Origin of the sequence: Micromonospora sp. NPDC047812 (assembly GCF_040704175.1) — a bacterium.
Lineage (GTDB): Bacteria > Actinomycetota > Actinomycetes > Mycobacteriales > Micromonosporaceae > Micromonospora.
In genome coordinates this window covers 539,195-562,322 of the sequence record NZ_JBEYRY010000001.1, presented here as the reverse complement: position 1 = coordinate 562,322, position 23,128 = coordinate 539,195, and the positions used below count along the sequence as shown (strand labels likewise).

Sequence of the window (23,128 nt, the reverse complement as noted above, 5' to 3'; positions counted from 1 at the left end):
CGGCATCCGGGCGCGAGACGCAGCTCCCGCGCACGCTCATGCCGCCGTCCGGGCATTCAGCGAGGAAACGCGCGGGGGGTCCGCTTGTAGATCGTTCGGAGCGGTTCGCCATGGATGTCGATCACTGAACCGCGGAAAGTGAATCTCCGTCGTGACCGCCGGGCGGTAGCGGCGTTAGGCCAGGCATGGGTGATCGAAAGCCGTATCCCAGCGATGTCACCGACGAGCAGTGGTCGTTGATCGGCCCGTTCCTGGAGGCATGGAAGGCCAAGCGCGTCTCGGTCTCGGGCCACCAGGCGAGTACGACCTCCGGAACTTCCGAAGCGCCCTCTGACATCTGTGTGAGGGCACCGCCTTGACAGGTTCGCGGCGTGCGCCAACCAACACCCGTACGCTCTGCGCTCACCTCTGACGGGGACTGACTCCCACCACGGTCAGGGCGAGTAGTCGGTCCGCCTCGGTAGCGGGGTCCGGATGGTGTTCCGTGGCCAGGGCGATACCGGTGATCAGCATGATCAGGTCGGTGATGGTCACGCCGGGCGTCAGCGCGCCATCGTCCGTTGCGCGGCGTACCAGTGGTTCGCCCGCCTCCGTGAGCTGCGCCGAAGCGCAGTGCTCGTGCGCCTCGGCGGGGTCCGCCGCGCTGTCGCGGGTCAGTGCGATGGCCAGTCCTCGGATGGTCGCGGCGGACGCGGTGACGGCGCTGAGCCATTCCAGCAGCGCGGCCCGGGTATCGGCTCTGCCGCCCAGGTTGCGGGCGTGCGCGCACAGGGTCTCGATCCGTTCACGGAAGACCGCCTCCAGCAGTGCGTGGCGGCTGGGAAAGTGCCGGCGCACCGTGGCTGACCCGACTCCCGCAAGGCGGGCGATCTGTTCCAGGGATGCGTCGGCGCCGTGCGCGGCGATCTCCTGCTCGGCCACGGCGAGCAGGCGCGCGTAGTTGCGCCGGGCGTCTGCACGCTGGACTGGCATTGGGCACCTCGAGGTTTGCTAAGTGGCGGGGCCCTCCGTATAGTAGCCAAGCGCAAACGGTGGGCCCCGCCGTTTAATGGCCGCGCAATCCCGGAGGAGCCCTCATGCCCACCGATCCCGCACCCGTCCTGGTCATCGGCGCCACCGGACAGCAGGGTGGCGCCACCACCCGTGCCCTGCTCGCGGCGGGCGTTCCCGTCCGGGCGCTGGTCCGCAACCCCGCCACCGACCGGGCGAGGGCCGTCGAAGCGCTCGGTGCCGAACTGGTCATCGGCGACCTCGACGATCGCGACTCGCTGGTCAGGGCCGCGCAAGGAGCCCGAGCCGTCTTCTCGGTGCAGATGCCCGCGATGAACGGGGCCTCCATCGACTTCGAGGGTGAGCTGATCCAGGCCGTCAACCTGATCGAGGGCGCGCTGGCCGCGAAAGTGCCGCAGTTCGTGCACACGTCCGTCTCCGGCGCCGGACAGCACACCGAGACCACCGGCTGGGCCGAAGGGCGCTGGGCGCCCCTGGAGCCCTACTACGCCACCAAGACCAGCATCCAGAACCGGGTACGCGAGGCGGGCTTCACGCACTGGACGCTCATCAAGCCGGGCTGGTTCATGGAGAACTTCCTGCCCTCCTCGGCGTACCTCTTCCCCCGGGGCGTCGAGGGCGGCCTGGCGACTGTGCTGAAGCCGCAGACCCGGCTCTCCCTCGTCGCGGTCGATGACATCGGCAGTGCGGCCGCCGCAGCCATCGCCGAACCCGATCGGTTCAACGGGGTCGAGCTGGAACTGGCCAGCGACTACCTGACCATGACGGAAATCTCCAAGATCCTGTCCCATGCACTGGGCACCGAGCTGACCGCGCCGGAGATGACCGAGGAGGAAGCGATCGCCGCGGGGATGCCGGTGTGGGCAGGCGTCTCACACGCACACATGAACGTGGCCGGGCAACCCGCCCGCCCGGAATTCGCCCGAGCCCTCGGCATCCCCCTCACGACCTTCGAGGAATGGACGCACGAACACCTCCGGGCCACAGCCTGACCCGGTCCGGGGCACTCGCTCTGTCCACCGGTCCAGCCGTCATCCTCAGCGCTCCCGGGCGCGCGTTACGGTGTCCAGTCTGTATTCCATACACCCGATCTCGCGCCTCTCGAGGAGAACGTCATGAGCGCTACGCACCGGAGGCAAGCGTGAAGCTTCTTCTCACCTCCGCGGGCGTCACGAACCCGAGCATCCGCGATGCGCTGGTCGACCTGCTGGGCAAGCCGATCTCCGACTCCAGTGCCCTCTGCATCCCTACGGCGGCCCACCCCATGGGCGGGCCAGCCTCGGCCTGGCGCTTCATCACCGGGCAGACGCCGCTACCCATGTGTGGTCTGGGCTGGAAGTCGCTGGGCGTCCTCGAGTTGACAGCGCTGCCAAGCATCGGCGAGGAGCGGTGGGTCCCCTGGGTCCGGGAGGCTGACGTCATCCTCGTGGCCGGCGGTGATGCGACGTACCTGTGCCACTGGATGCGGCAATCCGGGCTGGCGGACCTCCTGCCGTCACTGCGGGACACCGTCTGGGTGGGGTTGAGTGCTGGCAGCATGGTGCTGACCCCCCGGATCGGCGCGGACTTCGTCGAGTGGCAGTGCGCGCCCGACGACCGCACACTGGGGGTCGTCGACTTCTCGATCTTCCCGCACCTAGGTCTCGAGCCGGACAACACCATGGCTGGTGCCGAGAGATGGGCGGCCGAGATCGAGGGTCCGGCGTACGCGATCGACGACCAGACGGCCATCAAGGTGACCGACGGCACCGTCGAGGTCGTCTCCGAGGGGCACTGGAAGCGGTTCCCCTCGTAGCCGCGGCCAAGGGTGATCGGCGTGGCGAAGCACCCGCTCATGCCGCCGACCGCGCTGCGTAGCGGTGGCGTGGTGGTGGTCGACATGCGCTCTTGCCGATGACGATGAACCCGCCAGAGGTAAGGCGCCATCACGACGACCAGGCGGTCAGAAGCTGTAGAAGGTGGAGCTAGAGGGACGGCCTCGGTCGTAGATGGCACGCAACCGTGGTTGCCTGACCTCGGGCAGTCGGGCCAGAACGCTGAGGAAGATCTGGCCGTCCGGCTCGAACCGGTGACCCGGGAGCAGTGCCGGCAGGGCCTCCGGCGGGATCGGGGCCGACCGCCCAACCGGCTTCGGGGCTCGGTTGAAAGCAAGGTACCGCCAGGCGTTCCAAGCCAGCGGGATTGGCTTCACCGGCAGGGCCACCGGCCAGAGTTCACCGGTCTGCGGATGCTCCGGGACGAGGGTGAAGTGGCCGTCGGTGTCCGGGATGTCAGGGCCGGCCAGGACCAGGCTGCGCTCCGGCCCCGTGCTGCCCGGTCGAGGAGACGGTCGAGAGTGGGCCGGAAGACCTTGGCGACCTGGTGATCCGGGATCGCTATAGGGTCGCCGCCCGAGGCGGCGAGCAAGTGTGCCAGCGCCGAGGGCGAGCGATCCCGGCCCGTTCCGTGCGCCTGGCCGTCGCCGGGCGGGGCCGGGACTCGCGCCAAGCTGGCCCGGGTGGTGCCGGGCGAGGAGGCGACCGTTCCCGTACTTCTGGTCCGCGTGGACGGGCAGCGCCACCCTCGACACCGGACCCGTCAGAGCGGTGTCGCAGGTCCGGCAGCCGAAAACCGTCATGTACCCCCCGCGTGTCGACTGAGATCAATCTAGATGACGGAATGCACCGCTCGCTGGTATCCCAGCAGCGATCAGCCCGAGCCTTTGCCACGAGGACCGAGCGGCTCAGCACAGCCTCACCAGCTCGCTGTGCCCGCAGCACCAACCCAAGTTGTGGCGAGCACGGATCGGCGGACTGCGAGTACCGCAATTCCCTGGTGTGCCGCGCAAGCTCTGTGGGAACGTCAGGACGGTAGGCATGAACATCCTCTTCTGCCGCTCGAAGCGCGCGGCGCAGGCTGATCGACTCACCGGTGTACGACATTCGGCCGTGCCGGATCGAGGTGGACCGGCTCGGATGCTGAGTGCCTGGCAACGCTACGGCCCGCTCCCCGACGGAGGAACGGGCCGTAGCTGTGTGCGGGGCTGGCCGGAGCGGCGGTGAGCCGGTGATCAGATGGTGAAGCCGCCGTCCACGTTGATCGTCGCCCCGGTGATGTAGCGCCCGTCGGCGCTGGCGAGGAACGCCACCGCAGCGGCCACGTCGGCCGGGTCCGCGTAGTGACCGAGGGCGGTGAACCCGTTGATCGTGTCCGCGTTGGGGCCGTCGGCCGGATTCAGCTCCGTGTCCGTGGCTCCCGGATTCACCAGATTCACGGTGATCGCCCTGCCGCCGAGTTCGCGTCCGAGTGCCTTGGTCAGGCCGGTCAGGGCGGTCTTGCTCATCGCGTACAGCGCGAAGCCCGGGAAGACCGCCCGCTCTGCCATGTTGCTGCCGATGTTGATGATCCGTCCACCGGCCGACATGTGTCGCACCGCGGCCTGGGAGGCGACGAACGGTGCCCGGACGTTGACCGCGACGGTCTGTTCGAACTCCTCCAGGCTCAGTTGTTCCAGCGGTCCGAGCAGGAACGCGCCGGCGTTGTTGACCAGGATGTCCAGCCGACCCAGCTCGCCGGCGACCCGGTCGACCGCGTCGACCACGGCCGCCGGGTCGGCGCTGTCCGCCTGCACGGCGATGGCCCGCCGTCCCGCGGCCTTGATCCGTTCCACCACGTCGTCGGCGCGCTGCTGGTTCTGCTGGAACGTCAACGCCACATCGGCGCCCTCCTCCGCCAGGCGCAACGCCGCCGCAGCGCCGATGCCACGACCACCACCGATGACCAGAGCCACCTTGCCCTCAAGTGCGTTGTTCATGACAAAAGCCTGACCAACCGGAGGCCGGCCGTCTGGCGGTGATCGGACGACGCGTTCTCTTGCCTCGCCTGCCGCGCAGGACACGCTGGCCATGTTCATCGCCGAGGTCGCCCCGTGTCGGTGCGGGCTGCGAGGATCGGCCGGTGGACGGCAATCTGAATGCGGCGGTAGCACAACTCCAGGAGGCGTTCGTCCCGTACCCGGTCAGGGTGGTGCTCGATGGCTGCCCGCACTGCCGGGGGCAGGTGCCGGTCGAAAATCATGACCTGTTCTCTCTGACCATCAGCCTCGGCAACACGGTCGGCAGCCGCGACGACCTGAAGAGTCTGCTGCCCCTACTGCTGGGGCGCATGGTCACCTCCATGGAACTCGACCCAGCGATCGTGTTGGGCAAGCTGCCTCGCGAGCAGTGGCGCACCTGGCCCGAAGCCGAGCAGGACGCCATTGACGGCTACCTGGATGCGGTGTGGCGGACGCTGCTGGCGACGTATCCGTCGCAGGTCGGGTCATTCCTCGACCCGGCCACCTTCCTCGACGCGGTCGTCACAGGCGGTGAGAGCGCCACGCGATTCCTCGACACCTGGGACGTCACGCTCGACTCGGCGGCAGATCGCCACCTGGCCGAGACGGTGAACGGACTCCATTTCGCGGACCGGAGGGCGGCCATTCCGGCCGCCTGGCTGCGCCGCGAGACGACCCGCGACCGGCTGTATCGGGCGTTCGAGCGTGACCACGCCATGCCCTGGGGTGACGACCTCGCGCGGGCCTACGACCTCGTCAGCTCGTAGCGACACCTCCGGCGGACATCTCGGCCACCCCGAGGAGACCACGATCCGGTGGTCCGGAGAACGCCCCGGCGGTGATCTCCGCGACGAAGGTTCGGTACGGCTCCGGCAGCACGACCCCATGCTCCGCTGCAAAGGCGTACAGGCCCGGCCAGCCCAGAGCCGGTTCGCCGGCGTCGTCCACCATGAAGGCAGCGCGCGGCTCGGCGAGGTCGTCCGGGCGGGTGTACTCGTTCGTGACGCGTAGTCGTACCACTTCGGGTCTGGCGGTGCGGTCGGGTCAGCCGAACCCCTCGCGCTCTGGTCCTGGTCCGGCCCCCCGCTTCCATCGCGGGCGCGGCGACGCAGAGCCGCAGTCGGCGTCGTTGAGATCCGCCCTCTCCGCAGGACACCACCCGCACGACGCGCCGGCTGCTGGCCCAGCGCTCCGGCTCATCGGCTGCGGCTGAGGGCCGCGTCGAGGTCGTCGAGATGGCGTGAGACGGGGCCGACGGTGAGCATGCCGCTGCCGGCTCCGGCCAGCTCGTTGGCGGCCGGCGTGAGTTCGATCCGGGCGCGTTTCATCGCCGTCCGGTCGTCCAGGGCGATTGCGGCCTGGGCGGTGAGGCACCACAGCGCCTCGAACAGCAGGTCGCGCGGCGGATCCGGGGTCTGACGCAGCGCCGCATGGGCATCGGCCGGGCGGTCCCGTCCCAGTAGGACGAGTGGACGCGCCCAGGGCATGTGGGGGCCCCAGTCGGTGTCATCGTCGAAGCGGACCGGTTCGCCGTGCGACACGCGCAGGCACAGCAGGGCCAGTGGTAGGAGGCCCCGCTCGACGCCGGGCATGCCGGCGTTGGCGAGCTGTGCCGCCCCCTTGCGGTAGGCCGCTTCCGCGGCCTGTGGCGACGGCTCGGTCGCGGCCAGTCGCAGGGCGCGGTACCACTGGGTGAACACGCCGACCAGCGGGCGGTCGTGCCGTTCGGCGAGCCGGTCCGCTGCGGTGGCGTGCTGGTCGGCGGTGGCGAAGTCCGTGAGCGCACTGCGGGCCTGCAATCGGACGAGGTGACCGAGGATCTCGAACGTCCCCAGGCCGTGCTCAGCGGAGAGCGCGACGAGCTCGGCGCCGATCTGGTCCCGCTGGGGAGCCAGGCCCGCGCGGTGGAAGGTCTGCATGAACACGCCGTTCAGGGCGAAAGCCAGCAGGGCCGGGTCGCCCAGGCGGCGCGAGATCCGCTCCGCTTCCTGGGCCGCCTCGGGTCCGCGCCCCGCGCGCGTACCGCGTGACTCCACCGCGATCGTGGCCAGCAGTCGGGCCCGGGTGGCCTCGGACGAGCCCGGGCGAAAGGCGGTCAGGGCCCGCTCGGCCGCCGCTACGATCCGCGCCGCCTGCGCCGGGTCATCCGAGCGCGTCCAGATCGCGGGTACGTCGTAGCCGCCGATCACCCGGGCGGTGAGATCGGGATCGCCCAACTGCTCGGCGGCGTCGATGGCCGCGACCCGCTGTTCCCGCGCCGCCTCGAGTCCGCTCGCCCCTGTCACGGCGAGACTTCGCAGCAGGCCGACCGTCGACTCCAGTCGGGACCCGGAGCCGGACGCCACCGTACGGTCGTATGCCGCCGCGGTCTCCGCCCAGACCCGTTGCGGTTCCGGTGAGCCCGGCCCGTCGCCGACCCGATCGGCTTGACGGAGGATGTCGGTCTCCAGGCGACGCAGTCGCGGGCTCGGATCGACGCCGAGCTGTTCCAGGAGCAGGCTGCGGGCTCGGCGCAGTACCGCAAGCGCATCGCCCTGGCGTCCCGCGCGGTAGAGGGCAAGCGCCAGCAGCCGCCACGCCTCCTCCCGCCACGGATGCTCGGCCACGTGGGCGTCGAGATCGGGTACGACGTCCGAGGCGCGCCCGACAGTCAGTCGCGCCTCGGCCCGCTGCTCGATCGCGTTCAGCCGTAGCTGTTCGAGCCGGGAACGCGCGACGCGCGCCCACGGCTCGTCGATGCCGGCGAACGCGGGCCCCCGCCACCAGCTCAGGGCACGATCGAGCCGCTCGAGTGCCTCTTGCGGCGGCGCTGTGGACGCGGCGGCGACCTCGTCCTCGAACCGCCAGGCGTCGACCGCGTCCGGCGCCAACCTGAGCGCGTAGCCCGGGCCCTCGGTGACCAGCAACCGAGCCGGCTCGCGCGGTGCACGCTGCGGCTCCAGCGCGCGCCGCAACGCCGCCACGAACGTGCGGACGCTGCCCACCGCACCTGGTGAGGGCTCCTGCCACAGGTCGTCGACGAGGCGGTCGACCGGTACGACCCGACCGCGCCCGACGAGGAGTCGCGCCAGCACCGCGCGGTGTTTCGGCCCTTTCAGGTCTATCGGCGCGCCGACGCCGTCCCAGGCGACAACCGGCCCGAGGACACCGAACCTGACCTGCACTGATCGAACCGCCCTTCCGCGCCTCCGTTCAACGTATCGCGCTCATCGTCTGCTCATCCGCGACCGGCACGCTGGAATCGTCCACCCGACGAGAAAAGGACAACCATGACTATTACCATTCCCGGTTTCGAATACCAGCGCGTCGCGGTCGACGGGGACGTGACAATGAACGTGGCGGTGGGGGGTACGGGCAGCCCGATCGTGCTGTTGCACGGCTTTCCGCAGACCCATGTCATGTGGCGGCACGTCGCCGTCGACCTGGCCACCGACCACACCGTGATCTGTCCCGACCTGCGCGGCTACGGCGCAAGCGGCAAGCCCGACGCGCGCGATGTCGACACGTACTCCAAGCGGACCATGGCCGCCGACATCGTCACCCTCGCCAGCAGGCTCGGCCACGAGCGCTTCGCCCTGGCCGGACACGACCGTGGTGCCCTCGTCGCCATCCGCGCCGGCCTCGACCATCCCGCCACGATCACCCACCTCGCCATCCTCGACGTCCTGCCGACGCTGGACATGTGGGACATCCTGCACGGGTCCTCCGCCGCTGTCGCCTTCCACCTGTACCTGATGGCCCAGCCGCCCGGCCTGCCCGAGCAGATGATCAGCGCCAGCGCGGACGCCTTCTTCGGCTACTTCCTCGACGTATGGAGCAAGAGTCCCCAGGCAATTCCTGCCGACCTACGTGCGGAGTACCTGAGTGCCTCCCGCGAGGCGGTCCCCTCCATCGTCGCCGACTACCGCGCTTCGGCCGGCATCGACATCGAACACGACCAGGCCGACCGAGCCGCCGGGAATCGGCTGCCCATGCCGACCACCGTCGTCCAGCAGGACTGGGGAGCCGCACTCGGCTACGACGCCGCCGCCCTGTGGCACACCTGGGCTGCTGATCTGGACCACCGCACCACGTCGGCCGGGCACTTCATGGCCGAGGAAGCGCCTGACGAGATCATCAAGGTCCTGCGCTCCCTGCTTGCGCGGTAGCCAATCGTCTGCCCGCCGAGGGCGCGGTAACGCCCCTGAATTCGGTAGTTCCGGATTTTGGCCGGCTCGGGATGCTGCCCGCCACGGAGTGTGGCGGGCTCCCGGCTGGCTGGCGCGCACGGACGGCGGCAAATGAGTGCGTCACTCTCCAAGGGACTTGGCGAGAAGGATCTCCAGTGGTTCGCCCGGTAGCAGGAGGCATCCGCGGTCGACGTAACCCAGGCGGCGGTATAGATGCTGGGCTTCTTCGCTCGCCAGGGTTGATGTCATCACCGAGCCATGGCCCGCTGCCCGCTGCTGGTTCTCCCAGTGCTGGATCAGCCGCGTGCCGAGGCCTTTGCCGCGGTGCTGCTCGAGAACGAACAACATGTTCATGAAGGGGATTTCGTCCCAGAAGAGGCCCCACCTGAGCCATCCCTGGATGGACGTGTCTTCCACGGCAACGGTGACTCGACCGGCCTCGATGACCCTGTGGAGCTCCATCCGGTCGACGTGAAGTTCCGCCTGGACGAGGAACGACACATCCCGATTGTCTGCCACGCGCAAGCCGATCACCATGGAAGGACGATGACACAGGTCGCCTGCGACCCGTGTCCGCACATCGGCAGAGCCGTGCACATCAACTGGCGGTGGGCGAGCTCGCCAGGTTCGGGACATCAGTCAGGCCGCAGTGTCAAATATCAACCGATGCAGGACGTTCCGCCGGTCTTGCCGGCGCCGGTGTCGGGTCGGACGCCTTTACCTCGGTCGGTTGGGGTGGCTGCTTGTCGTCGGGCGGTTGCGGCGGTGAGATCCAGGTGACCAGCACGACAGAGATGATCATCAAGAGGAACCAGGAGGCCAGCTTTGTCAGCGAGACCGGATGCCAGCCGTCCGTCTGGCTCGGGTAGAGCCAGGCGTTGGACCAGGTGGCGATGTTCTCCGCGAGCCAGATGAAGAAGGCGACGAGGACGAAGGCCAGCAGCAGAGGCATGCGCCACCGTGCCCGGAAGATGCGAAAGTGCATGACACAGCGTCCGAACACGAGTGCGACGGCCGCGATGAGCAGCCACCGCAGGTCGTGTACGTAGTGGTTGGCGAAGAAGTTGAGATAGATCGCGGCAGCCACCGCGGCCGTCCACCAGCGTTTCGGGTAGCGCGTGAAGCGCAGGTCGAAAAGCCGATTCACCCGCACCATGTAGGAGCCGACCGCGGCGTACATGAAGCCGCTGAACAGGGGCACTCCTCCGAGCCGTAGCACGCCGTCGGGCTCGTAGGCCCATGAGCCGATGTGGGTCTTGAACAGTTCCATGAGGGTGCCGACGAGGTGGAACAGGACGATCACTCGTAGCTCGCGCAGGGTCTCCAGGCGTCCGGCGAGCATCGCGACCTGGATGACGATGGCGGCGGCGGTGAGGGCATCGTTGCGGGCGAGCACGGCGTCGTCCGGATACCACAGGTGCGCCGCGCAGATGACCGCGAGCATGGCGGCACCGAACACGCATGCCCATGCCTGCTTGAGTCCGAAGGCCACGAACTCGGTCAGCCACCCGGCCGGCCCGTGACGTGGCAGCCGGGCCAGCGCGGCACGGAGGTGGGCATCGATCGCGCGTTCGGCCGTGGTGAGCGTGGCCGTTGCGGCGGTGTCGTGTCGCATCGCCCGAGGTTAGGGCCGCGTCTCATGATTCGACCGGTACGGGCGAGCCGTTGTTGGTCCTGGCACGGCGGGGACGGATCCGTGCCACGGGTAGTGCCGGAGCAGACCGCGCGGTGGCGGGCCTCCGGAGCTGCCTTGGGCGATGGAGCCAGCTGCATTCGTCCAAGACCATCGATAGAATGACGCGATGACCGTTCGACGACTGCTACTACACACGACGGCGGCCTGCCTCGCGGCGACCGCACTGACGGCTCTCGTACCGGCCGGGAAGGCGCAGGCGGCCTGTACGACGAGCAGCTTCACCGTCGTCTGGGACTACGCGGGCATGTATACCGCCCCCAACGAGTCGACCCTGTACGGCACCCGCCGCTACGGACAGGTCGTCACCGGCCCCACCGGGAACACCGCCAACGGCTGGACCGTCACCTACGACTACTGGAACGGCATGGCACTCTGGGCCTACATGAAGGACGCCGCGTTGCAGTACCGCGGCTGCGCCTGAAGCGGAACCGGCGGGTGAAGTGACGCCAATCGGCCGGACAACTCCGACTCCCCGACGACGTACGTCGCAGTTTGCCGCGTCGTACAACGTCTCAGCCTTGACGATCAGCTCCAGGCACCCGGCGCCGGACAGTCCACCGACACTCGAGCGCACCCGCCGGCCGGGTACGGCCTCGCCTGGGCAGTCGCTTCGCCGTGTATCTACATCCAGGTATCGATGAAGGCGACCAGAGACGCACTCAAACGCCTCGGTGACTCACTCGACCACTGACGGAACTGCTGTACGGAACTGCTGTACGACAGCAGAAAGGCCACCTCCCGAAGCCGGGAAGTGGCCTTTGACCTGCGTGGGCGATACTGGGATCGAACCAGTGACCTCTTCGGTGTGAACGAAGCGCTCTCCCGCTGAGCTAATCGCCCTCAGCGCCGATGACTCTACCTGATCGAGGGACCGGACCGGAAATCCGGGGTCCGCGTGCCGAGCGGCGTTCGGTCGACCCGACGGAGTGCCAGGTCAGTGCGTCGCCAGGTAGTGCAGCGCCTCGGCGACCACGTCGATGCCGAAGCTGTACTTCAGCGACAGCCAGACCACCGAGCCGACGAAGACCAGGCCGACGGAGCCGAGCAGGAAGCGCACCGCCAGTGAGCGGTCCTTCACCCACTGCGTCCAGTTGTGCACGTGCCGGCGGGTGAAGCCGAGCAGCCGACGGGCCCAGTGGAACTCGACGGCCCAGATGCCGAGGCCGGCGAGCACCAGCAGCCAGCCCGGCCCCGGCAGCGGGATGAGGGCGATGCCGATGGTGACGACGAGGGCGCCGGCGATGGCGATGAAGATCTTGAGGGCGACCCGTCCGGTCGGGTTGGCCCGGATCAGGTCGAGGGTGGTGCCCAGCCGCTGCCGCCAGCGGGGTCGCTGCCGCCGCTCGGCCAGCGCCGTGCCGCCGGCGCCATCCCGGTCGGTCGCCGGCCGACCGGGCCGGTCATGCTGCTCCGTCGGCACCCCGTACCCCCGCCTTTCGGCTGCCCGGGCCGCGACGTTCGGCGGGCCCGGCACTGCCATCGGATCCACTGGGGATCGTTTCGTAACCATTTCCTCCCCCAGTGTGGCTCGCGCCCGTCACTGCAACGGCCGACTGGACGTTACCGGAGTAAGTCGACGACTGAACCACCCGATGCCGGGCGGGATCACGCACTGGGCAGAACCGGAAATCCTACATGAATATTCACATTCACGCGGCCTTTCCGACCCCCTTCCCACCACTGGGTGAAGTCAGCGTATGGCGGAGCGTAGCCAGGAGTAGCACCTGAGTATGGGAAAAGCGGGACACGCGCGTTCCGCAGCGGTGCCGGGGGGAGATCGTCCATGAGTGTCATCCGACCGACGACCGTAGAGGTCGAGACGTCGCTAAGGCTCGTCGCACCTGACGCCACCGCCTTGCCGGTGCGTGCCAGTCTGCGTTACGACCCTGCTGATCCGTATGCGGTCCATGTCCTGTTCCACGCCGAATCCGCCGGCGGCGAGGCGGTCAGCTGGTCGTTCGCCCGGGAGCTGCTGGTCACGGGCCTCGACGAGCCGGCCGGCATCGGGGACGTGCGGGTCTGGCCCTGGGCCACCCCGCGCGGGGACTTCGTCGCGCTGGCGCTGTCGTCGCCCGACGGCAACGCCCTGTTCGAGGTGCCGCGCAGCGTCCTGGTGCGTTTCCTGCGCCGGACCTACGTCGTCGTCCCGCGCGGCCGCGAGGCCGAGCACCTGGACGTCGACACTGCGGTGAGCCGGCTGCTCGCCGGTCGCTGAACCACCGGCCACACCGGCCGTCCGGGGCCGCGCGGATCTGCCGAGTCCGCGCGGCTCCGGCCCATCAGGGGGTACGCGCACCGCCTCCCGCCCTTCGCCGGTTCAGCCGTGGGTGGTGATGCCGCCGTCCACCGGGATCACCGCACCCGTGAGGTACGCGCCGGCGCGGGACGACAGGTAGATCGCGGTGCCGGCCATGTCCTCCGGCCGGCCGATCCGGCCCAGCGGCACCTGCCCCTCGATGGCGGCCCGGGACGCGGGGTCGTCCAGCGCGAACGCCATCATCTTGCTCTCGAACGGCCCCGGCGCGATCGCGTTGACGGTGATCTGCTCGCCGGCGAGCTGGTGGGCCAGGCTGCGGGTGAGCATGTGCACGGCGGCCTTGGTCGCCGAGTACGCGTACACCTCCATCATCGGCACCCGGAGGCCGTCGATGGAGCCGATGTTGATCACGCGGGCCGGGTCGTCGGCGCTGGCCGACGCGCGCAGCGCGGGCAGCAGCGCGGTGGTGAGCCGGAAGACCGCCTTGACGTTGACGGCCCAGAGCTTGTCGAACGCGCTCTCCGGGTACGACTCCAGCGGCGCGCCCCACGTCGCGCCCGCGTTGTTGACCAGCACGTCGAGCCGGTCGAACCGCTCCCGGACGGCGGCGGCCAGGCCCTCGGCGCCGGTGTCGTCGCCGAGGTCGGCGGGGATGGCCTCGCAGCGTCCCTCGGCGGAGAGTTCCTTGGCCACGGCCTCGCAGACGTCCGCCTTGCGGGACGAGATGATCACGTGTGCGCCGGCCCGGACGAAGCCCTGGGCGATCATCAGGCCGATCCCCCGCGAGCCGCCGGTGACCAGGACCGTCTTGCCTTCGACCGAGAACAGATCCGTCATGCCCATCCCATCGCGAGTCGGCCGGGGCCGCCGGGGCGGGGCGGGCGGCCCGACCGGCGCGGACCGGCTCCGGCCGTGCCTCGACCGGACGGCGCTACCGCTCGGTAACGTAGCCCGGCCCCGACGACCTCGACAACCCCCGCCGGGCACCCGCGCGGCCCGGCGCACCGATCGGCCGGCGGGCCGGGGCCGCGGTGTGACCGGCCGGCCGCCGGCCTGGGCGGCCTTCCCGGGATGCGTCGGCGGTCGCCCCGGGCTACCGTCGCAGGCGATGGTCTCTTCCGGTCAGCTCTCCCCCGCTCCGCCCGGCAACCCCGCGACCGCCGCCGCCGAGATCGACACGGTCGCCCTCGGTGACCTCGCCTCCGAGCCGCGCTGGCGTCGTCCGGTGCTGCTGGAGAAGGACCTGCTCGTGCTGACCACGGGCGGACACGGCACGGCCGAGCTGGATTTCCGCGCCCTGCCGTGCCGACCCGGCACCCTGCTGCGGGTGCGCGCCGGCCAGGTGCTGCGCTGCGCCGGCCCGCAGCTCGACGCGACGGTGGTGCGCTGGGATCCGGCGGCGCTGCGCGGACTCGACGTCGACCCGGACGCCGTCCCGGGCTGGCTCCAGCTCGCCGGCGAGGACGAGGACGCGGTGATCAACGAGGTGAGCCAGCTGGCGGTGGACTGCGAGCGCCACCGGGGGGTGGCCGCCGCGCGCGGACTGCTCCGCCACCAGCTCGCCGTGTTGCTGCTCCGGCTGTCGCTGCTGTCCGAACGCGCCCACCCGGCGACCCGGGCGGAGGCCGCCACCTTCCACCGGCTCTGCCGCGAGGTCGAGCGCGGCTACCAGCACACCCGCCGGGTCGAGGACTACGCCGCCCGGCTGGGCTGCTCGGTGCGCACGCTCACCCGGGCCTGTCTGGCGGTGACCGGGCGCAGCGCCAAGCAGGTGGTCGACGAGCGGGTGGCCCTCCAGGCGAGCCGGCTGCTGGCCGCCACCGACGAGCCGATCGCCCGGATCGGCCGGCGGCTGGGGTTCTCCGAGCCGACGAACTTCGGCCGGTTCTTCACCCGGGAGGTCGGGGTGAGCCCGGGCGCGTTCCGCGCGGCCCGTGAGCAGCCGGTACGCGGGCCGGTGGTCCGTCCCCGCCCGCCCGCCGACGCGACCGGCCGACCGCGCGGGGCATGATGTCGGGGTGCAGATCTCCGCGCGCGGCGACTACGCGGTACGGGCGGCCCTGAGCCTCGCCACCGCGTACCCTCGGCTGCTGTCCACCCAGGCCATCGCCACGGAGCAGGACATGCCGCGCAAGTTCCTGGAGGCCGTCCTGGCCGACCTGCGGCGGGCCGGCATCGTCAGGGCGCAGCGTGGCGCCGAGGGCGGCTACACGCTGGCCCGGCCGCCGCGCGAGGTGACCGTCGGCGCGGTGCTGCGCGCGGTGGAGGGTCCGCTGGCGGGGGTGCGCGGGCTGCGCCCGGAGGAGACCAGCTACGAGGGCGCGGCGGAGAACCTGCCAGGGCTCTGGGTCGCGGTGCGGGCCGCCGTGCGGCGGGTGGTCGACGAGGTGAGCCTCGCGGAGATAATCAGTGGCCGGCTGCCCGCCCACGTCCGTAGGTTGACGGCCCTGCCCGACGCCTGGGAGCCGCGCTGATGCCCACCCCCACCCTGCACACCGACCGCCTGCTGCTGGAGCCCTACCGGCCGGACGACGCCGAGGACGCCGTGTCCCTGCTCGCCGACCCGGAGGTGGGCCGGTTCATGGGCGACGGCCCGCTGAGCGCCGAGGAGGCCGGCGCCCTCTTCGGGCGGGTCTTCACGAAGGTCTACGCGAACGACCTCTTCGACGTCTGGGCGGTGCGCCGCGACGGTCGCTACGTCGGGCACGCCGAGATCAAGCGGACGGACCAGGTCGACGGCCACGAGATCATCTACGCGCTGGCGAAGCCGGCCTGGGGCGCCGGTCTCGGCACGGAGCTGGCCCGGGCCCTGGTCCGCTACGGCTTCGACACCCTCGGCCTGCCCCGCGTGTACGCGACGGTCGCCGACGCCAACCACGCCTCGCTGGCGCTGCTGGGCAGGATCGGCTTCGTCCACGAACGCGACATCGCCGAGGACGACGGCGGCGTGACCCGCGTGCTCGTCGTCCACCGCGCCCCCGCCTGACGCCGCCCCGGTCACCGGCGGCACGGTCCGCCGCCGGCCGGTCCGCGTTCCACACCCGCCCCGCCGCGCGGTGGGGCGTGGCCCGGTCGGGTCAGGGCCGGGCCGGCGTGCCCGTCGTGGTGTAGCCGCCCCGGTGGTGCACCAGCGGGTCCCCGTCCTCGCCGCCACCGAGCGCGAGCGGCTCGGCCACGAAGAGGGTGTGGTCGCCGACCGGCACCCGGTGCGCGACCCGGCAGAGCAGCCGGGCCAGCGCCCCGGTCAGCAGCGGCACGTCGAACGGCCCCGGCGTCCAGTGCGGATAGGCGGCGAACCGGTCGATCCCGCCGGTGGCGAAGACCCGGGCGGCCTCCCGCTGGTGGGCGCCGAGCAGGTGCACGGCGACGTGCTCGGCCCGGGCGAAGACGGGCCAGCTCGACGAGGCGGTCCCGAGGCAGAACGAGACCAGCGGCGGGTCCAGCGAGACCGACGTGAACGACGTGGCGGTGAAGCCGGCCCGGACGGGCTCGCCGGAGCCGTCCGGCGCGGCGGCGTCCGGGGCGACGGTGGTGACGACGGTGACGGTGGCGGCCTGCCGGCGCAGCAGCGCCCGGAACAGGTCCCGGTCCACCGGCAGCAGGTCGGCACCGCCCTGCGGGGGCCACTCCACGGTGGTCACGCCGCCTCCGGGCCCGGGTGGGCGCCGGGGGTGCGGGACAGCCCTGCGTCGACGGGCGGGCGAGCCGCGTGGGGAAGATCGTCCCGCTGCGTCATCGCCCCATGCTGCCGGGGGCCGGGGCGCCGGTCAATGCCCCTATCCGGGGGGCGGGATCGACGTCGGCCGACATTGTCGCGAACCCCTATGCCGGCGGGTGGGGTCCGGCGCGCCCTCGAACGCGCACGGGGTCGGCACCCCTCGGCACCGTCCACCGCGGACGGGCAGGGGGTTTCACGATTCGGCGATCCGGGCATGTTCGGGTTCGACAGGGCAGGGAAGGGAATCGAAGGGAGCACGACGATGGGTCTGATGTTCCGCAAGCGCAAGAAGTACGGTCCGCTCATCCTGAACTTCACCGAGAACGGTTTCTCCTCCTGGAGCATCAAGATCGGTCGCTGGTCCTGGAACTCGCGGGCCAAGGCGCACCGGGTCGACCTGCCGGGTCCGCTGTCCTGGAAGCAGGACAAGTCCCGGGCCTGAGGTCCCGAGGTCGAGCGGGGTGCCGGTGATCCACCGGCACCCCGCTCGGCGTTCGCGTCAGGACGCCGTCCCGTCCTTGCGGGCTGAGACGACCACGTCGCCGCCGAGCCGGCCGTGCTCCGGGTCGCGGGCCGCCTCCCCCGCGTCGAGCAGGCCGGTCAGCGCCCGGACGGCGTCGGACGACCGGTAGACGGTCGCGGTGAGGGCGTGTCGACGCAGCTCGGTGACCGTACGGGGGCCGGAGCGGGCCAGCTCCGCCAGCAGTTCGCGGCGCAGCGGGCCGGGCTCCGGGTCCGGGACGACGTCGAGCAGCCGCCCCGCCGGGTCGCGGTAACGCACGGCGGCGGCGCCGTCGACCGCCCAGAGCGCCTCCTTGAACGCCTCCAGGCTCTTGTCCGAGCCGGTCGCGAAGGCCAGCAGCCGCGCCGGGGTCCCGTCGGCGGGCACCAGCTCCACCTCGGTCGTCAGCGGGAACCCGGCGTCGGCGAGGGCGGCGCGCGCGGGGGTCCCGACGGCGGTGGCGAGCAGCACGTCCGCCGGCTTGCCGACCGCCGCGGCGGTCAGCACGGCGGGATCGGCGGCGTCGTCGTCCACGACGGACAGCAGGGGCGCGCCGGCCGCGCCGGCCGCCTTGACCGCCACCGGCAGCCGGGCCGGGCCACCGGGCACGAGGTGCACGGCGACGCCCGCCGGCAGTTCCGCCTCCACGGCGCCGAGCCGGGCCGGCAGCTCCTCGGTGCCGTCGGCGAGCACCAGCACGGTGAGCTGGCGGCCCCGCAGCCGGTCGGCGTGCCGGGCGACCACCCGCAGCGCGGCCTCCGCGGAGCCGGCGTCGCCACCGGCGTACGCCAGGGCCAGGGTGGCCCGGCGGGCGCGGTGCAGCGCCCCCGGCAACCAGGTCTCCAGGTGTCGGACGAGCAGCTCGCGCAGGACGGCGTCGGTCGGCATGCTGCCGTTCTACCGCACGCCCGTCCCGGGCCGGGCACAGCTCCCCCACCCGGACCCCGACGACGCGGCGCGGCGCGGCGCGGTCGGGGCGCGGCGCGGTCGGGGCGGCCGGTCCCCGGGCCCGGTCGGGCGGGCGGCGTCTGCGTCCCGGTCGGGTCAGGCCGGTACGGAGACGCCCACGCCGCCACGGGTCTGGCCGCCGTAGCGCCGCCGCTCGGCGTCCAGGTCGAGCCGGCCGATCCGCTTGCGGGCGGCCAGGGCGGCGTCGTCGAGCCGGTCGGCGGGCACCAGCCAGACGATCTCGAACTCCAGCCCGTCCGGGTCCTGGCCGTAGAGGCTCTTGGTGGTGCCGTGGTCGGACGCGCCGACCAGCGCGCCGGCGGCGGCGAGCCGCTGGGCGGTCACCTCCAGCTCGTCGAGGGTGTCGACCTCCCAGGCCAGGTGGTAGAGCCCGACGGTGCTGCGGCCGGCGGTGGAGGGGCCGGCGCCCGCGCCGACCTCGAACAGGCCGAGGTCGTGGTCGTTGGTGGAGCCCGGCGCCTGGAGGAAGGCGGCGCCCCGGAAGCCGTCCGGCGTCATCGGGATCGGGCGGAAGCCCAGCACGTCGCGGTAGAAGGCGACGCTGCGGTCGAGGTCACTGACGTAGAGCACGGCGTGGTTGAGGCGGTGGATTCCCATGCCACCGACGCTAGCGCGGTTTTGTTGAACGTTCAACTATTCGGCGTATGATGACTTCATGACCCGCTGGCTGGATCCCGACGAGCAACGCACCTGGCGCGCGTACCTGACCGCCTCCCGCGCGCTGATGGAGGCGCTGGACCGGGAGCTGCAACGCGACGCCGGGATGCCGCACGCCTACTACGAGATCCTGGTCCGGCTCTCCGAGGCGCCCCGGCGGCGGCTGCGGATGAGCGACCTGGCCGAGGCCAGCGGCTCGTCACGCAGCCGGCTCTCGCACGCCGTGGCCCGGCTGGAGGCGGCCGGCTGGGTCCGCCGCGAGGAGTGCCCCACCGACCGGCGCGGGCAGATCGCCGTCCTCACCGACGAGGGATTCGCCACCCTCGCCGCCGCCGCGCCCGGCCACGTCGAGGGCGTACGCCGGCACCTGTTCGACGCGCTGACCCCCACCCAGGTGGACCAGCTGCGCCGGATCAGCGAGACGCTCGCCGCACACCTGACCGGTTCTTGACCAATACACTCCCCCTCGGGTCTTGTACTTACCGTCGTCGGATGAGCACGATGGGGCGTGCCTTCCGGCTTCGGTGATCTGACTGACCAGGCGCACCACCTGGTGTCCGCCGGCGACCTCGCCGGCGCCCAGCGGCTGCTCGCCGACGCGCTGACCGACGCGGACCCGCGTCCGGCCAACGCGACACCCGAGCTGGCCGAGGCCGCCAGCCTCCAGGCCCGCGTGCTGGTCGCCCTCGGCGAGCCGCACTCGGCCCGGGGCTGGGCCGCGTTCGCGTACGCGGCCGCGACCCGGCTGCACGGGCGCGCAGACCAGCGCACGGTGGCCGCCGCGGCCACCCTCGCGGCGGTGCTGCACCGGGTCGGCAGCTGGTCCCGCGCCGCCCGGCTCTACCAGGAAGTGATCATCGAGCTGACCGCGCTCGACGGTCCCGAGTCGCTGCGGGTGCTCGCCGCCCACGCCGACCTGGCCACCGTGGAATACGCGCGCGGCCAGTGCGAGGTGGCCCGCGACCGCTTGCAGGACGCCTGGGAGCTGCACCGCGAGGTCTACGGCGACGGGCACCCCAGCGGCATCAAGATGCTGGCCCGGCTCGGGGCGATGCAGCGCGACTGCGGGCAGTTCGCCGAGGCGCACGACAACCTGGCGCTCGCCCGGGAGCTGTGCCGGCAGCACCTGCCGGCCGACGACCCGCTGGCGGCGCAGGTGGCGGCGCTGGCCCGGGCGGCGGCCAACCCGGACCACGTCTGCGCCGACACCGCACCCGTCGACCGCGACGGCCCGATCGTGCCGTCCGCGCGCACCCCGCCCCCGGGCGACGGGCCGACGACGGCGCAGCACCCCTCGCAGCCGGGCTACCACCCGGCGGAGCCGGACCCGTACGCCGCGGCGGCACACGCCGACCCGTACGCCGGGCCGCCGCACGTGGTGCCGACGCCCCGGCAGCCCACGGAGGACCCGCCACCCGGCTGGTGGCCCCCGGAGGCCGACGCCGGGGACGGGCCGGCCGACAGCGCCGTGCCGCCGGCGGTCGTCCCCCTGGCCGGCGGCGCCACCGACGAGGCCGACGGGGTGCACCGGGTCCGCCAGCCCGGCGCGCCCGAGGAGCCCTACCAGCCGTCGCGGCTGCTGCCGGTGCCGGTGCACCGCGCGCCGTCGCGGCGCGGCAACCGGCTGCTGCCGCTCGTCGTCGGCGGCGTCGTGGTGGTGCTGCTGGGCACGGCCGCGGTGATCGCCGGGGTGGCCGGGGTGGACGGTGACCCCGACCCGGCGCCCCCGGCCGCGACCGGCGCGCCGGCCTCCACCCGGGCCGGGGACCCGGCCGGCACGGGCGCCCCGCCCGCCGCCGGCCCGACGGCCGGGGCCGTGGCCTCCCCCGGAAGCCCGCCGGGTTCGGTGACGCTGCGGGACAACCGCGACAACGTGGCGCTGCGCTGGACGTACCCGGCCGGCGGGGAGGGCCCCGTGGTCATCTCGGGCGGCCGGGTCGGCCAGGCGCAGACGGCCTTCGCCAACCTGCCCGCCGGCACCACGGCCTTCGTCGTCTACGGCCTGAACCGCAGCACCGACTACTGCTTCACGGTCGCGGTCGTGTGGTCGACCGACACGATCGCCCGCGCGCAGCAGGTCTGCACCCGCCGCGGCTGACGGGCCGGGACGGCTCCCCGGCGGCCCGGCCCGTCAGCCGCGTCCGTCAGGGCCGCTCCGCGTCGGACAGGGCCGGCAGCAGCAGCCGTACCCGCAGCCCCGGGCCGCCGTCCCGGCCGGGGTGGGCGTCGGTCAGGACGATGCCGCCGCCGGCCCGGCGGACCAGCTCGCGCACGATGGCCAGGCCGAGGCCGGCGCCGCCGTCGTCCCGGGCGCGGGCGTCGTCGAGCCGGGTGAACCGGCCGAAGACCCGTTCCCGGTCCGCGGCCGGGATCCCCGGCCCGTCGTCGGTCACCGTCACCAGGTGGTACGCCACGGCACCGTCGCCGGCTCCCCGGCCGACGGTCCCGGCCCCGCTGTCCGCGCGGCCGGCGGGCCGGCCGTCGCCCTCGCCGACGGTTCCGCCGTCGCCGCCCGCCCGGTCGGCGTCCTGCCCGGCGGCCAGCACCACCTCGCCGCGCGCGTGCCGGACCGCGTTGTCGACCAGGTTGGTGAGGATCCGGCGCAGCTCGTCGGGGTCGCCCTCGGTCCACAGCGGCGTCGTCGGCGCGTCGAGGCGCACCGGCGGCGACGGGTACCGGGCGGCCACCGCCGCCAGCAGGGCCCCCAGCTCGACCGGCCCGGTGGCCCGCGCCGTCGGCCGCTCGTCGAGCCGGGCCAGCAGCAGCAGGTCGTCGACGAGCCGGCCGAGCCGCTCGGTGTCGGCGAGCAGGTTTGCCGACACCGCCGTCCAGTCCGTCCGGTCGGCGAGCCGCCGGGCGACCTCCAGCTCGGTACGGATGTTCGTCAGCGGGCTGCGCAGCTCGTGGGCGGCGTCGGCGACGAACGCCCGCTGCCGGTCCCGGGCGGACTCCAGCCGGCCCAGCATCCCGTTGAGCGTGACCGCCAGCCGGTGGATCTCGTCCTGCGACGCCGGTACGGGCAGCCGCCCGCCCCCGTCCCGCCCGGTGATCTCCTCGGCGCCCCGGCGCAGCGCCTCGACGGGGCGCAGGGTCGCGCCGACCACCCGCCAGGCCACGGCGGCGAGCACGGCCGTCAGCAGCGGGAAGCTCACCAGCAGGATGGTCCGTACGACGTGCGCGCTGTGCCGTACGTCGGCCAGCGAGCGGGCCACCAGGACGGTGCGCGGGTCGGCGGCGGTGCCCGCCGGTACGGCCACCACCCGCACCGGCCCGGCCAGCCCGACCCGCTCCCCCGACACCGTCAGCCGCTGCCGCGCGCCGGCGTCGACCCGCTCCGGCGACACCATCGGCACCAGCCGGTCGGCGTCGATGGAGGCGGCCCGCACCCGGCCCTGGGCGTCGATCACCTGCACCCGGACCTGTCCACCGGCCACCGGCAGCGGATCGGGCAGGACCTCCTCGGCGGCGAGCAGCGCGACCGCGTCGGCGGTGCGGAACGACTCGGTGTCGACGGCACGTTGCAGGGCCCAGCCCAGCACGGCGAGCAGGACGAGCCCGCCGACGGCCAGTCCCCCCGACACCCCGAGCACCCCGACCACCATCAGCCGCCCGCGCAGCCCGAGCGCGGCACGCAGGCGCCCGCGCATCCCCCGCGTCACGGGGCGAGCCGGTAGCCGGCGCCCCGGACCGTCTCCAGGCGCTCCCGGCCGATCTTGCGCCGCAGGTAACCGACGTAGACCTCGACCGCGTTGGGCGCCGTCTCGACGCTGGCGTCCCACACGTGGTCGAGCAGCTCCGTCTTGGAGACCACCTCGCCGGGGCGGCGCATCAGGTAGTCGAGCAGCGCGAACTCGCGGCTGGTCAGCGCGACCTCGGCGTCGGCCCGGGTGACCCGGCGCCGGGCCGGGTCGAGCCGGAGGTCGCCGACCGCGAGGACCGTGGGGCGTTCGGGGGCGCCGCGGCGCAACAGGGCCCGCAGCCGGGCCAGCAGGACGACGTACGAGAAGGGCTTGGTCAGGTAGTCGTCGGCCCCGCAGTCCAGCCCGTCGGCCTGGTCGTACTCGCCGTCCTTGGCCGAGAGCATGAGCACCGGGAGCCAGTGCTCCTCGGCGCGCAGGCGGCGGACCAGCTCGTAGCCGGAGAGGCCGGGCAGCATCACGTCGAGGATCATCGCGTCGTACCCGCCGTGCCGGGCCGCGTCGAGCCCCTTCGGGCCGGTCGCCGCCACGTCCACCGCGAACCCCTCGGCCTGAAGACCCCGTTGCAGCGCGGACGCCAACCGCGACTCGTCCTCCACCACCAGCAACCGCACGGGTCAAGGGTGCCACCCGCGCG

General features: G+C 72.4%; 25 protein-coding genes and 1 tRNA gene. 12 read left to right on the top strand and 14 right to left on the bottom strand.

Translation table 11 applies throughout. The annotated features are described in order from the left end of the window. Positions 1–402: 402 nt before the first annotated feature. Complete coding sequence (locus tag AB0883_RS02540; protein ID WP_357875691.1) at positions 403–972, bottom strand: TetR/AcrR family transcriptional regulator; 570 nt, start codon at positions 970–972, stop codon at positions 403–405. Positions 973–1,076: 104 nt separating this feature from the next. Here AB0883_RS02540 and AB0883_RS02535 point away from each other — a divergent pair, with 104 nt between their 5' ends. Together AB0883_RS02535 and AB0883_RS02530 are read left to right on the top strand one after the other, a co-directional pair. After that, positions 1,077–2,003, top strand: coding sequence for an NmrA family NAD(P)-binding protein (locus tag AB0883_RS02535; protein WP_366638834.1), 927 nt, complete (start codon positions 1,077–1,079; stop codon positions 2,001–2,003). A gap of 149 nt (positions 2,004–2,152) precedes the next feature. Then, a complete protein-coding gene (locus AB0883_RS02530; protein WP_366638832.1) occupies positions 2,153–2,806 on the top strand; it encodes a Type 1 glutamine amidotransferase-like domain-containing protein in 654 nt (217 codons plus the stop codon). Positions 2,807–4,060: 1,254 nt separating this feature from the next. Here the strand turns inward: AB0883_RS02530 and AB0883_RS02525 are convergent. Further along, positions 4,061–4,804 (bottom strand): SDR family oxidoreductase, encoded by a 744-nt coding sequence (locus AB0883_RS02525; RefSeq protein WP_366638830.1) that lies wholly within the window; start codon positions 4,802–4,804, stop codon positions 4,061–4,063. 143 nt (positions 4,805–4,947) lie between these two features. Here AB0883_RS02525 and AB0883_RS02520 point away from each other — a divergent pair, with 143 nt between their 5' ends. Then, complete coding sequence (locus tag AB0883_RS02520; RefSeq protein WP_366638829.1) at positions 4,948–5,592, top strand: hypothetical protein; 645 nt, start codon at positions 4,948–4,950, stop codon at positions 5,590–5,592. Here AB0883_RS02520 and AB0883_RS02515 read toward each other — a convergent pair. Both AB0883_RS02515 and AB0883_RS02510 read right to left on the bottom strand, forming a co-directional pair. After that, the gene (locus AB0883_RS02515) at positions 5,582–5,776 is read right to left on the bottom strand and encodes a hypothetical protein (protein ID WP_366638827.1); all 195 of its coding nucleotides are present in this window, start codon (positions 5,774–5,776) and stop codon (positions 5,582–5,584) included. The two genes, AB0883_RS02520 and AB0883_RS02515, sit on opposite strands and share 11 nt — an antisense overlap. Before the next feature lie 245 nt (positions 5,777–6,021). Next, entirely contained in the window at positions 6,022–7,989 is a 1,968-nt protein-coding gene (locus AB0883_RS02510; RefSeq protein WP_366638825.1) for a BTAD domain-containing putative transcriptional regulator, read from the bottom strand. Positions 7,990–8,094: 105 nt separating this feature from the next. Between AB0883_RS02510 and AB0883_RS02505 the strand changes: the two genes are divergently transcribed. Further along, entirely contained in the window at positions 8,095–8,973 is an 879-nt protein-coding gene (locus tag AB0883_RS02505) for an alpha/beta hydrolase (protein ID WP_366638823.1), read from the top strand. A 141-nt stretch (positions 8,974–9,114) separates the two neighbouring features. Here the strand turns inward: AB0883_RS02505 and AB0883_RS02500 are convergent, their stop codons facing one another. Both AB0883_RS02500 and AB0883_RS02495 read right to left on the bottom strand, forming a co-directional pair. Then, positions 9,115–9,531, bottom strand: a complete 417-nt coding sequence (locus tag AB0883_RS02500) for a GNAT family N-acetyltransferase (RefSeq protein WP_366638822.1) — start codon at positions 9,529–9,531, stop codon at positions 9,115–9,117. Between the two features lie 115 nt (positions 9,532–9,646). Further along, positions 9,647–10,609 (bottom strand): DUF817 domain-containing protein, encoded by a 963-nt coding sequence (locus tag AB0883_RS02495; protein WP_366638820.1) that lies wholly within the window; start codon positions 10,607–10,609, stop codon positions 9,647–9,649. A gap of 187 nt (positions 10,610–10,796) precedes the next feature. Between AB0883_RS02495 and AB0883_RS02490 the strand changes: the two genes are divergently transcribed. Further along, positions 10,797–11,111 carry a hypothetical protein gene (locus AB0883_RS02490; RefSeq protein ID WP_366638819.1) on the top strand — a complete coding sequence of 105 codons (315 nt, stop codon included), beginning with the start codon at positions 10,797–10,799 and terminating at the stop codon, positions 11,109–11,111. 347 nt (positions 11,112–11,458) lie between these two features. Here the strand turns inward: AB0883_RS02490 and AB0883_RS02485 are convergent. Together AB0883_RS02485 and AB0883_RS02480 are read right to left on the bottom strand one after the other, a co-directional pair. Continuing rightward, positions 11,459–11,530 (bottom strand) — tRNA-Val (locus AB0883_RS02485). A 94-nt stretch (positions 11,531–11,624) separates the two neighbouring features. Beyond that, positions 11,625–12,170: a TIGR02611 family protein gene (locus AB0883_RS02480; protein WP_366640244.1), complete on the bottom strand. Its 546-nt coding sequence runs from the start codon at positions 12,168–12,170 to the stop codon at positions 11,625–11,627. Between the two features lie 303 nt (positions 12,171–12,473). Between AB0883_RS02480 and AB0883_RS02475 the strand changes: the two genes are divergently transcribed. Then, positions 12,474–12,905: an SsgA family sporulation/cell division regulator gene (locus tag AB0883_RS02475; protein WP_067311359.1), complete on the top strand. Its 432-nt coding sequence runs from the start codon at positions 12,474–12,476 to the stop codon at positions 12,903–12,905. A gap of 102 nt (positions 12,906–13,007) precedes the next feature. On the opposite strand, the gene AB0883_RS02470 is transcribed toward AB0883_RS02475, so the two are convergent. Next, a complete protein-coding gene (locus AB0883_RS02470) occupies positions 13,008–13,784 on the bottom strand; it encodes a glucose 1-dehydrogenase (protein WP_366638817.1) in 777 nt (258 codons plus the stop codon). Positions 13,785–14,055: 271 nt separating this feature from the next. On the opposite strand from AB0883_RS02470, the gene AB0883_RS02465 reads away from it, so the two are divergent. Genes AB0883_RS02465 through AB0883_RS02455 form a run of 3 tightly spaced genes read left to right on the top strand, consistent with a single transcriptional unit; the run spans position 14,056 to position 15,933 of the window. Further along, a complete protein-coding gene (locus AB0883_RS02465) occupies positions 14,056–14,958 on the top strand; it encodes an AraC family transcriptional regulator (RefSeq protein WP_366638816.1) in 903 nt (300 codons plus the stop codon). 7 nt (positions 14,959–14,965) lie between these two features. Beyond that, the gene (locus AB0883_RS02460; protein WP_121398934.1) at positions 14,966–15,421 is read left to right on the top strand and encodes an Rrf2 family transcriptional regulator; all 456 of its coding nucleotides are present in this window, start codon (positions 14,966–14,968) and stop codon (positions 15,419–15,421) included. After that, on the top strand, positions 15,421–15,933 hold the full coding sequence (locus AB0883_RS02455) for a GNAT family N-acetyltransferase (protein WP_366638814.1): 513 nt from the start codon (positions 15,421–15,423) through the stop codon (positions 15,931–15,933). Before AB0883_RS02460 ends, AB0883_RS02455 begins: the two co-directional genes overlap by 1 nt. Positions 15,934–16,024: 91 nt before the next feature. Here AB0883_RS02455 and AB0883_RS02450 read toward each other — a convergent pair whose 3' ends face one another. Continuing rightward, positions 16,025–16,588, bottom strand: a complete 564-nt coding sequence (locus AB0883_RS02450; protein WP_366638813.1) for a flavin reductase family protein — start codon at positions 16,586–16,588, stop codon at positions 16,025–16,027. Positions 16,589–16,927: 339 nt separating this feature from the next. Here AB0883_RS02450 and AB0883_RS02445 point away from each other — a divergent pair, with 339 nt between their 5' ends. After that, complete coding sequence (locus AB0883_RS02445; RefSeq protein ID WP_131056659.1) at positions 16,928–17,107, top strand: DUF4236 domain-containing protein; 180 nt, start codon at positions 16,928–16,930, stop codon at positions 17,105–17,107. Between the two features lie 57 nt (positions 17,108–17,164). Here the strand turns inward: AB0883_RS02445 and AB0883_RS02440 are convergent, their stop codons facing one another. Both AB0883_RS02440 and AB0883_RS02435 read right to left on the bottom strand, forming a co-directional pair. Continuing rightward, positions 17,165–18,055 (bottom strand): hypothetical protein, encoded by an 891-nt coding sequence (locus tag AB0883_RS02440; RefSeq protein ID WP_366638811.1) that lies wholly within the window; start codon positions 18,053–18,055, stop codon positions 17,165–17,167. A gap of 156 nt (positions 18,056–18,211) precedes the next feature. Continuing rightward, positions 18,212–18,733 (bottom strand): VOC family protein, encoded by a 522-nt coding sequence (locus AB0883_RS02435; protein WP_366638810.1) that lies wholly within the window; start codon positions 18,731–18,733, stop codon positions 18,212–18,214. Positions 18,734–18,791: 58 nt separating this feature from the next. Here AB0883_RS02435 and AB0883_RS02430 point away from each other — a divergent pair, with 58 nt between their 5' ends. Beyond that, on the top strand, positions 18,792–19,244 hold the full coding sequence (locus AB0883_RS02430; RefSeq protein ID WP_366638808.1) for a MarR family transcriptional regulator: 453 nt from the start codon (positions 18,792–18,794) through the stop codon (positions 19,242–19,244). A 57-nt stretch (positions 19,245–19,301) separates the two neighbouring features. Next, on the top strand, positions 19,302–20,891 hold the full coding sequence (locus AB0883_RS02425) for a tetratricopeptide repeat protein (RefSeq protein ID WP_366638806.1): 1,590 nt from the start codon (positions 19,302–19,304) through the stop codon (positions 20,889–20,891). 46 nt (positions 20,892–20,937) lie between these two features. Here AB0883_RS02425 and AB0883_RS02420 read toward each other — a convergent pair whose 3' ends face one another. Both AB0883_RS02420 and AB0883_RS02415 read right to left on the bottom strand, forming a co-directional pair. Continuing rightward, positions 20,938–22,440: an ATP-binding protein gene (locus AB0883_RS02420; RefSeq protein ID WP_366640242.1), complete on the bottom strand. Its 1,503-nt coding sequence runs from the start codon at positions 22,438–22,440 to the stop codon at positions 20,938–20,940. A gap of 8 nt (positions 22,441–22,448) precedes the next feature. Next, on the bottom strand, positions 22,449–23,105 hold the full coding sequence (locus AB0883_RS02415; RefSeq protein ID WP_366638804.1) for a response regulator transcription factor: 657 nt from the start codon (positions 23,103–23,105) through the stop codon (positions 22,449–22,451). Between the last annotated feature and the right edge of the window lie 23 nt (positions 23,106–23,128).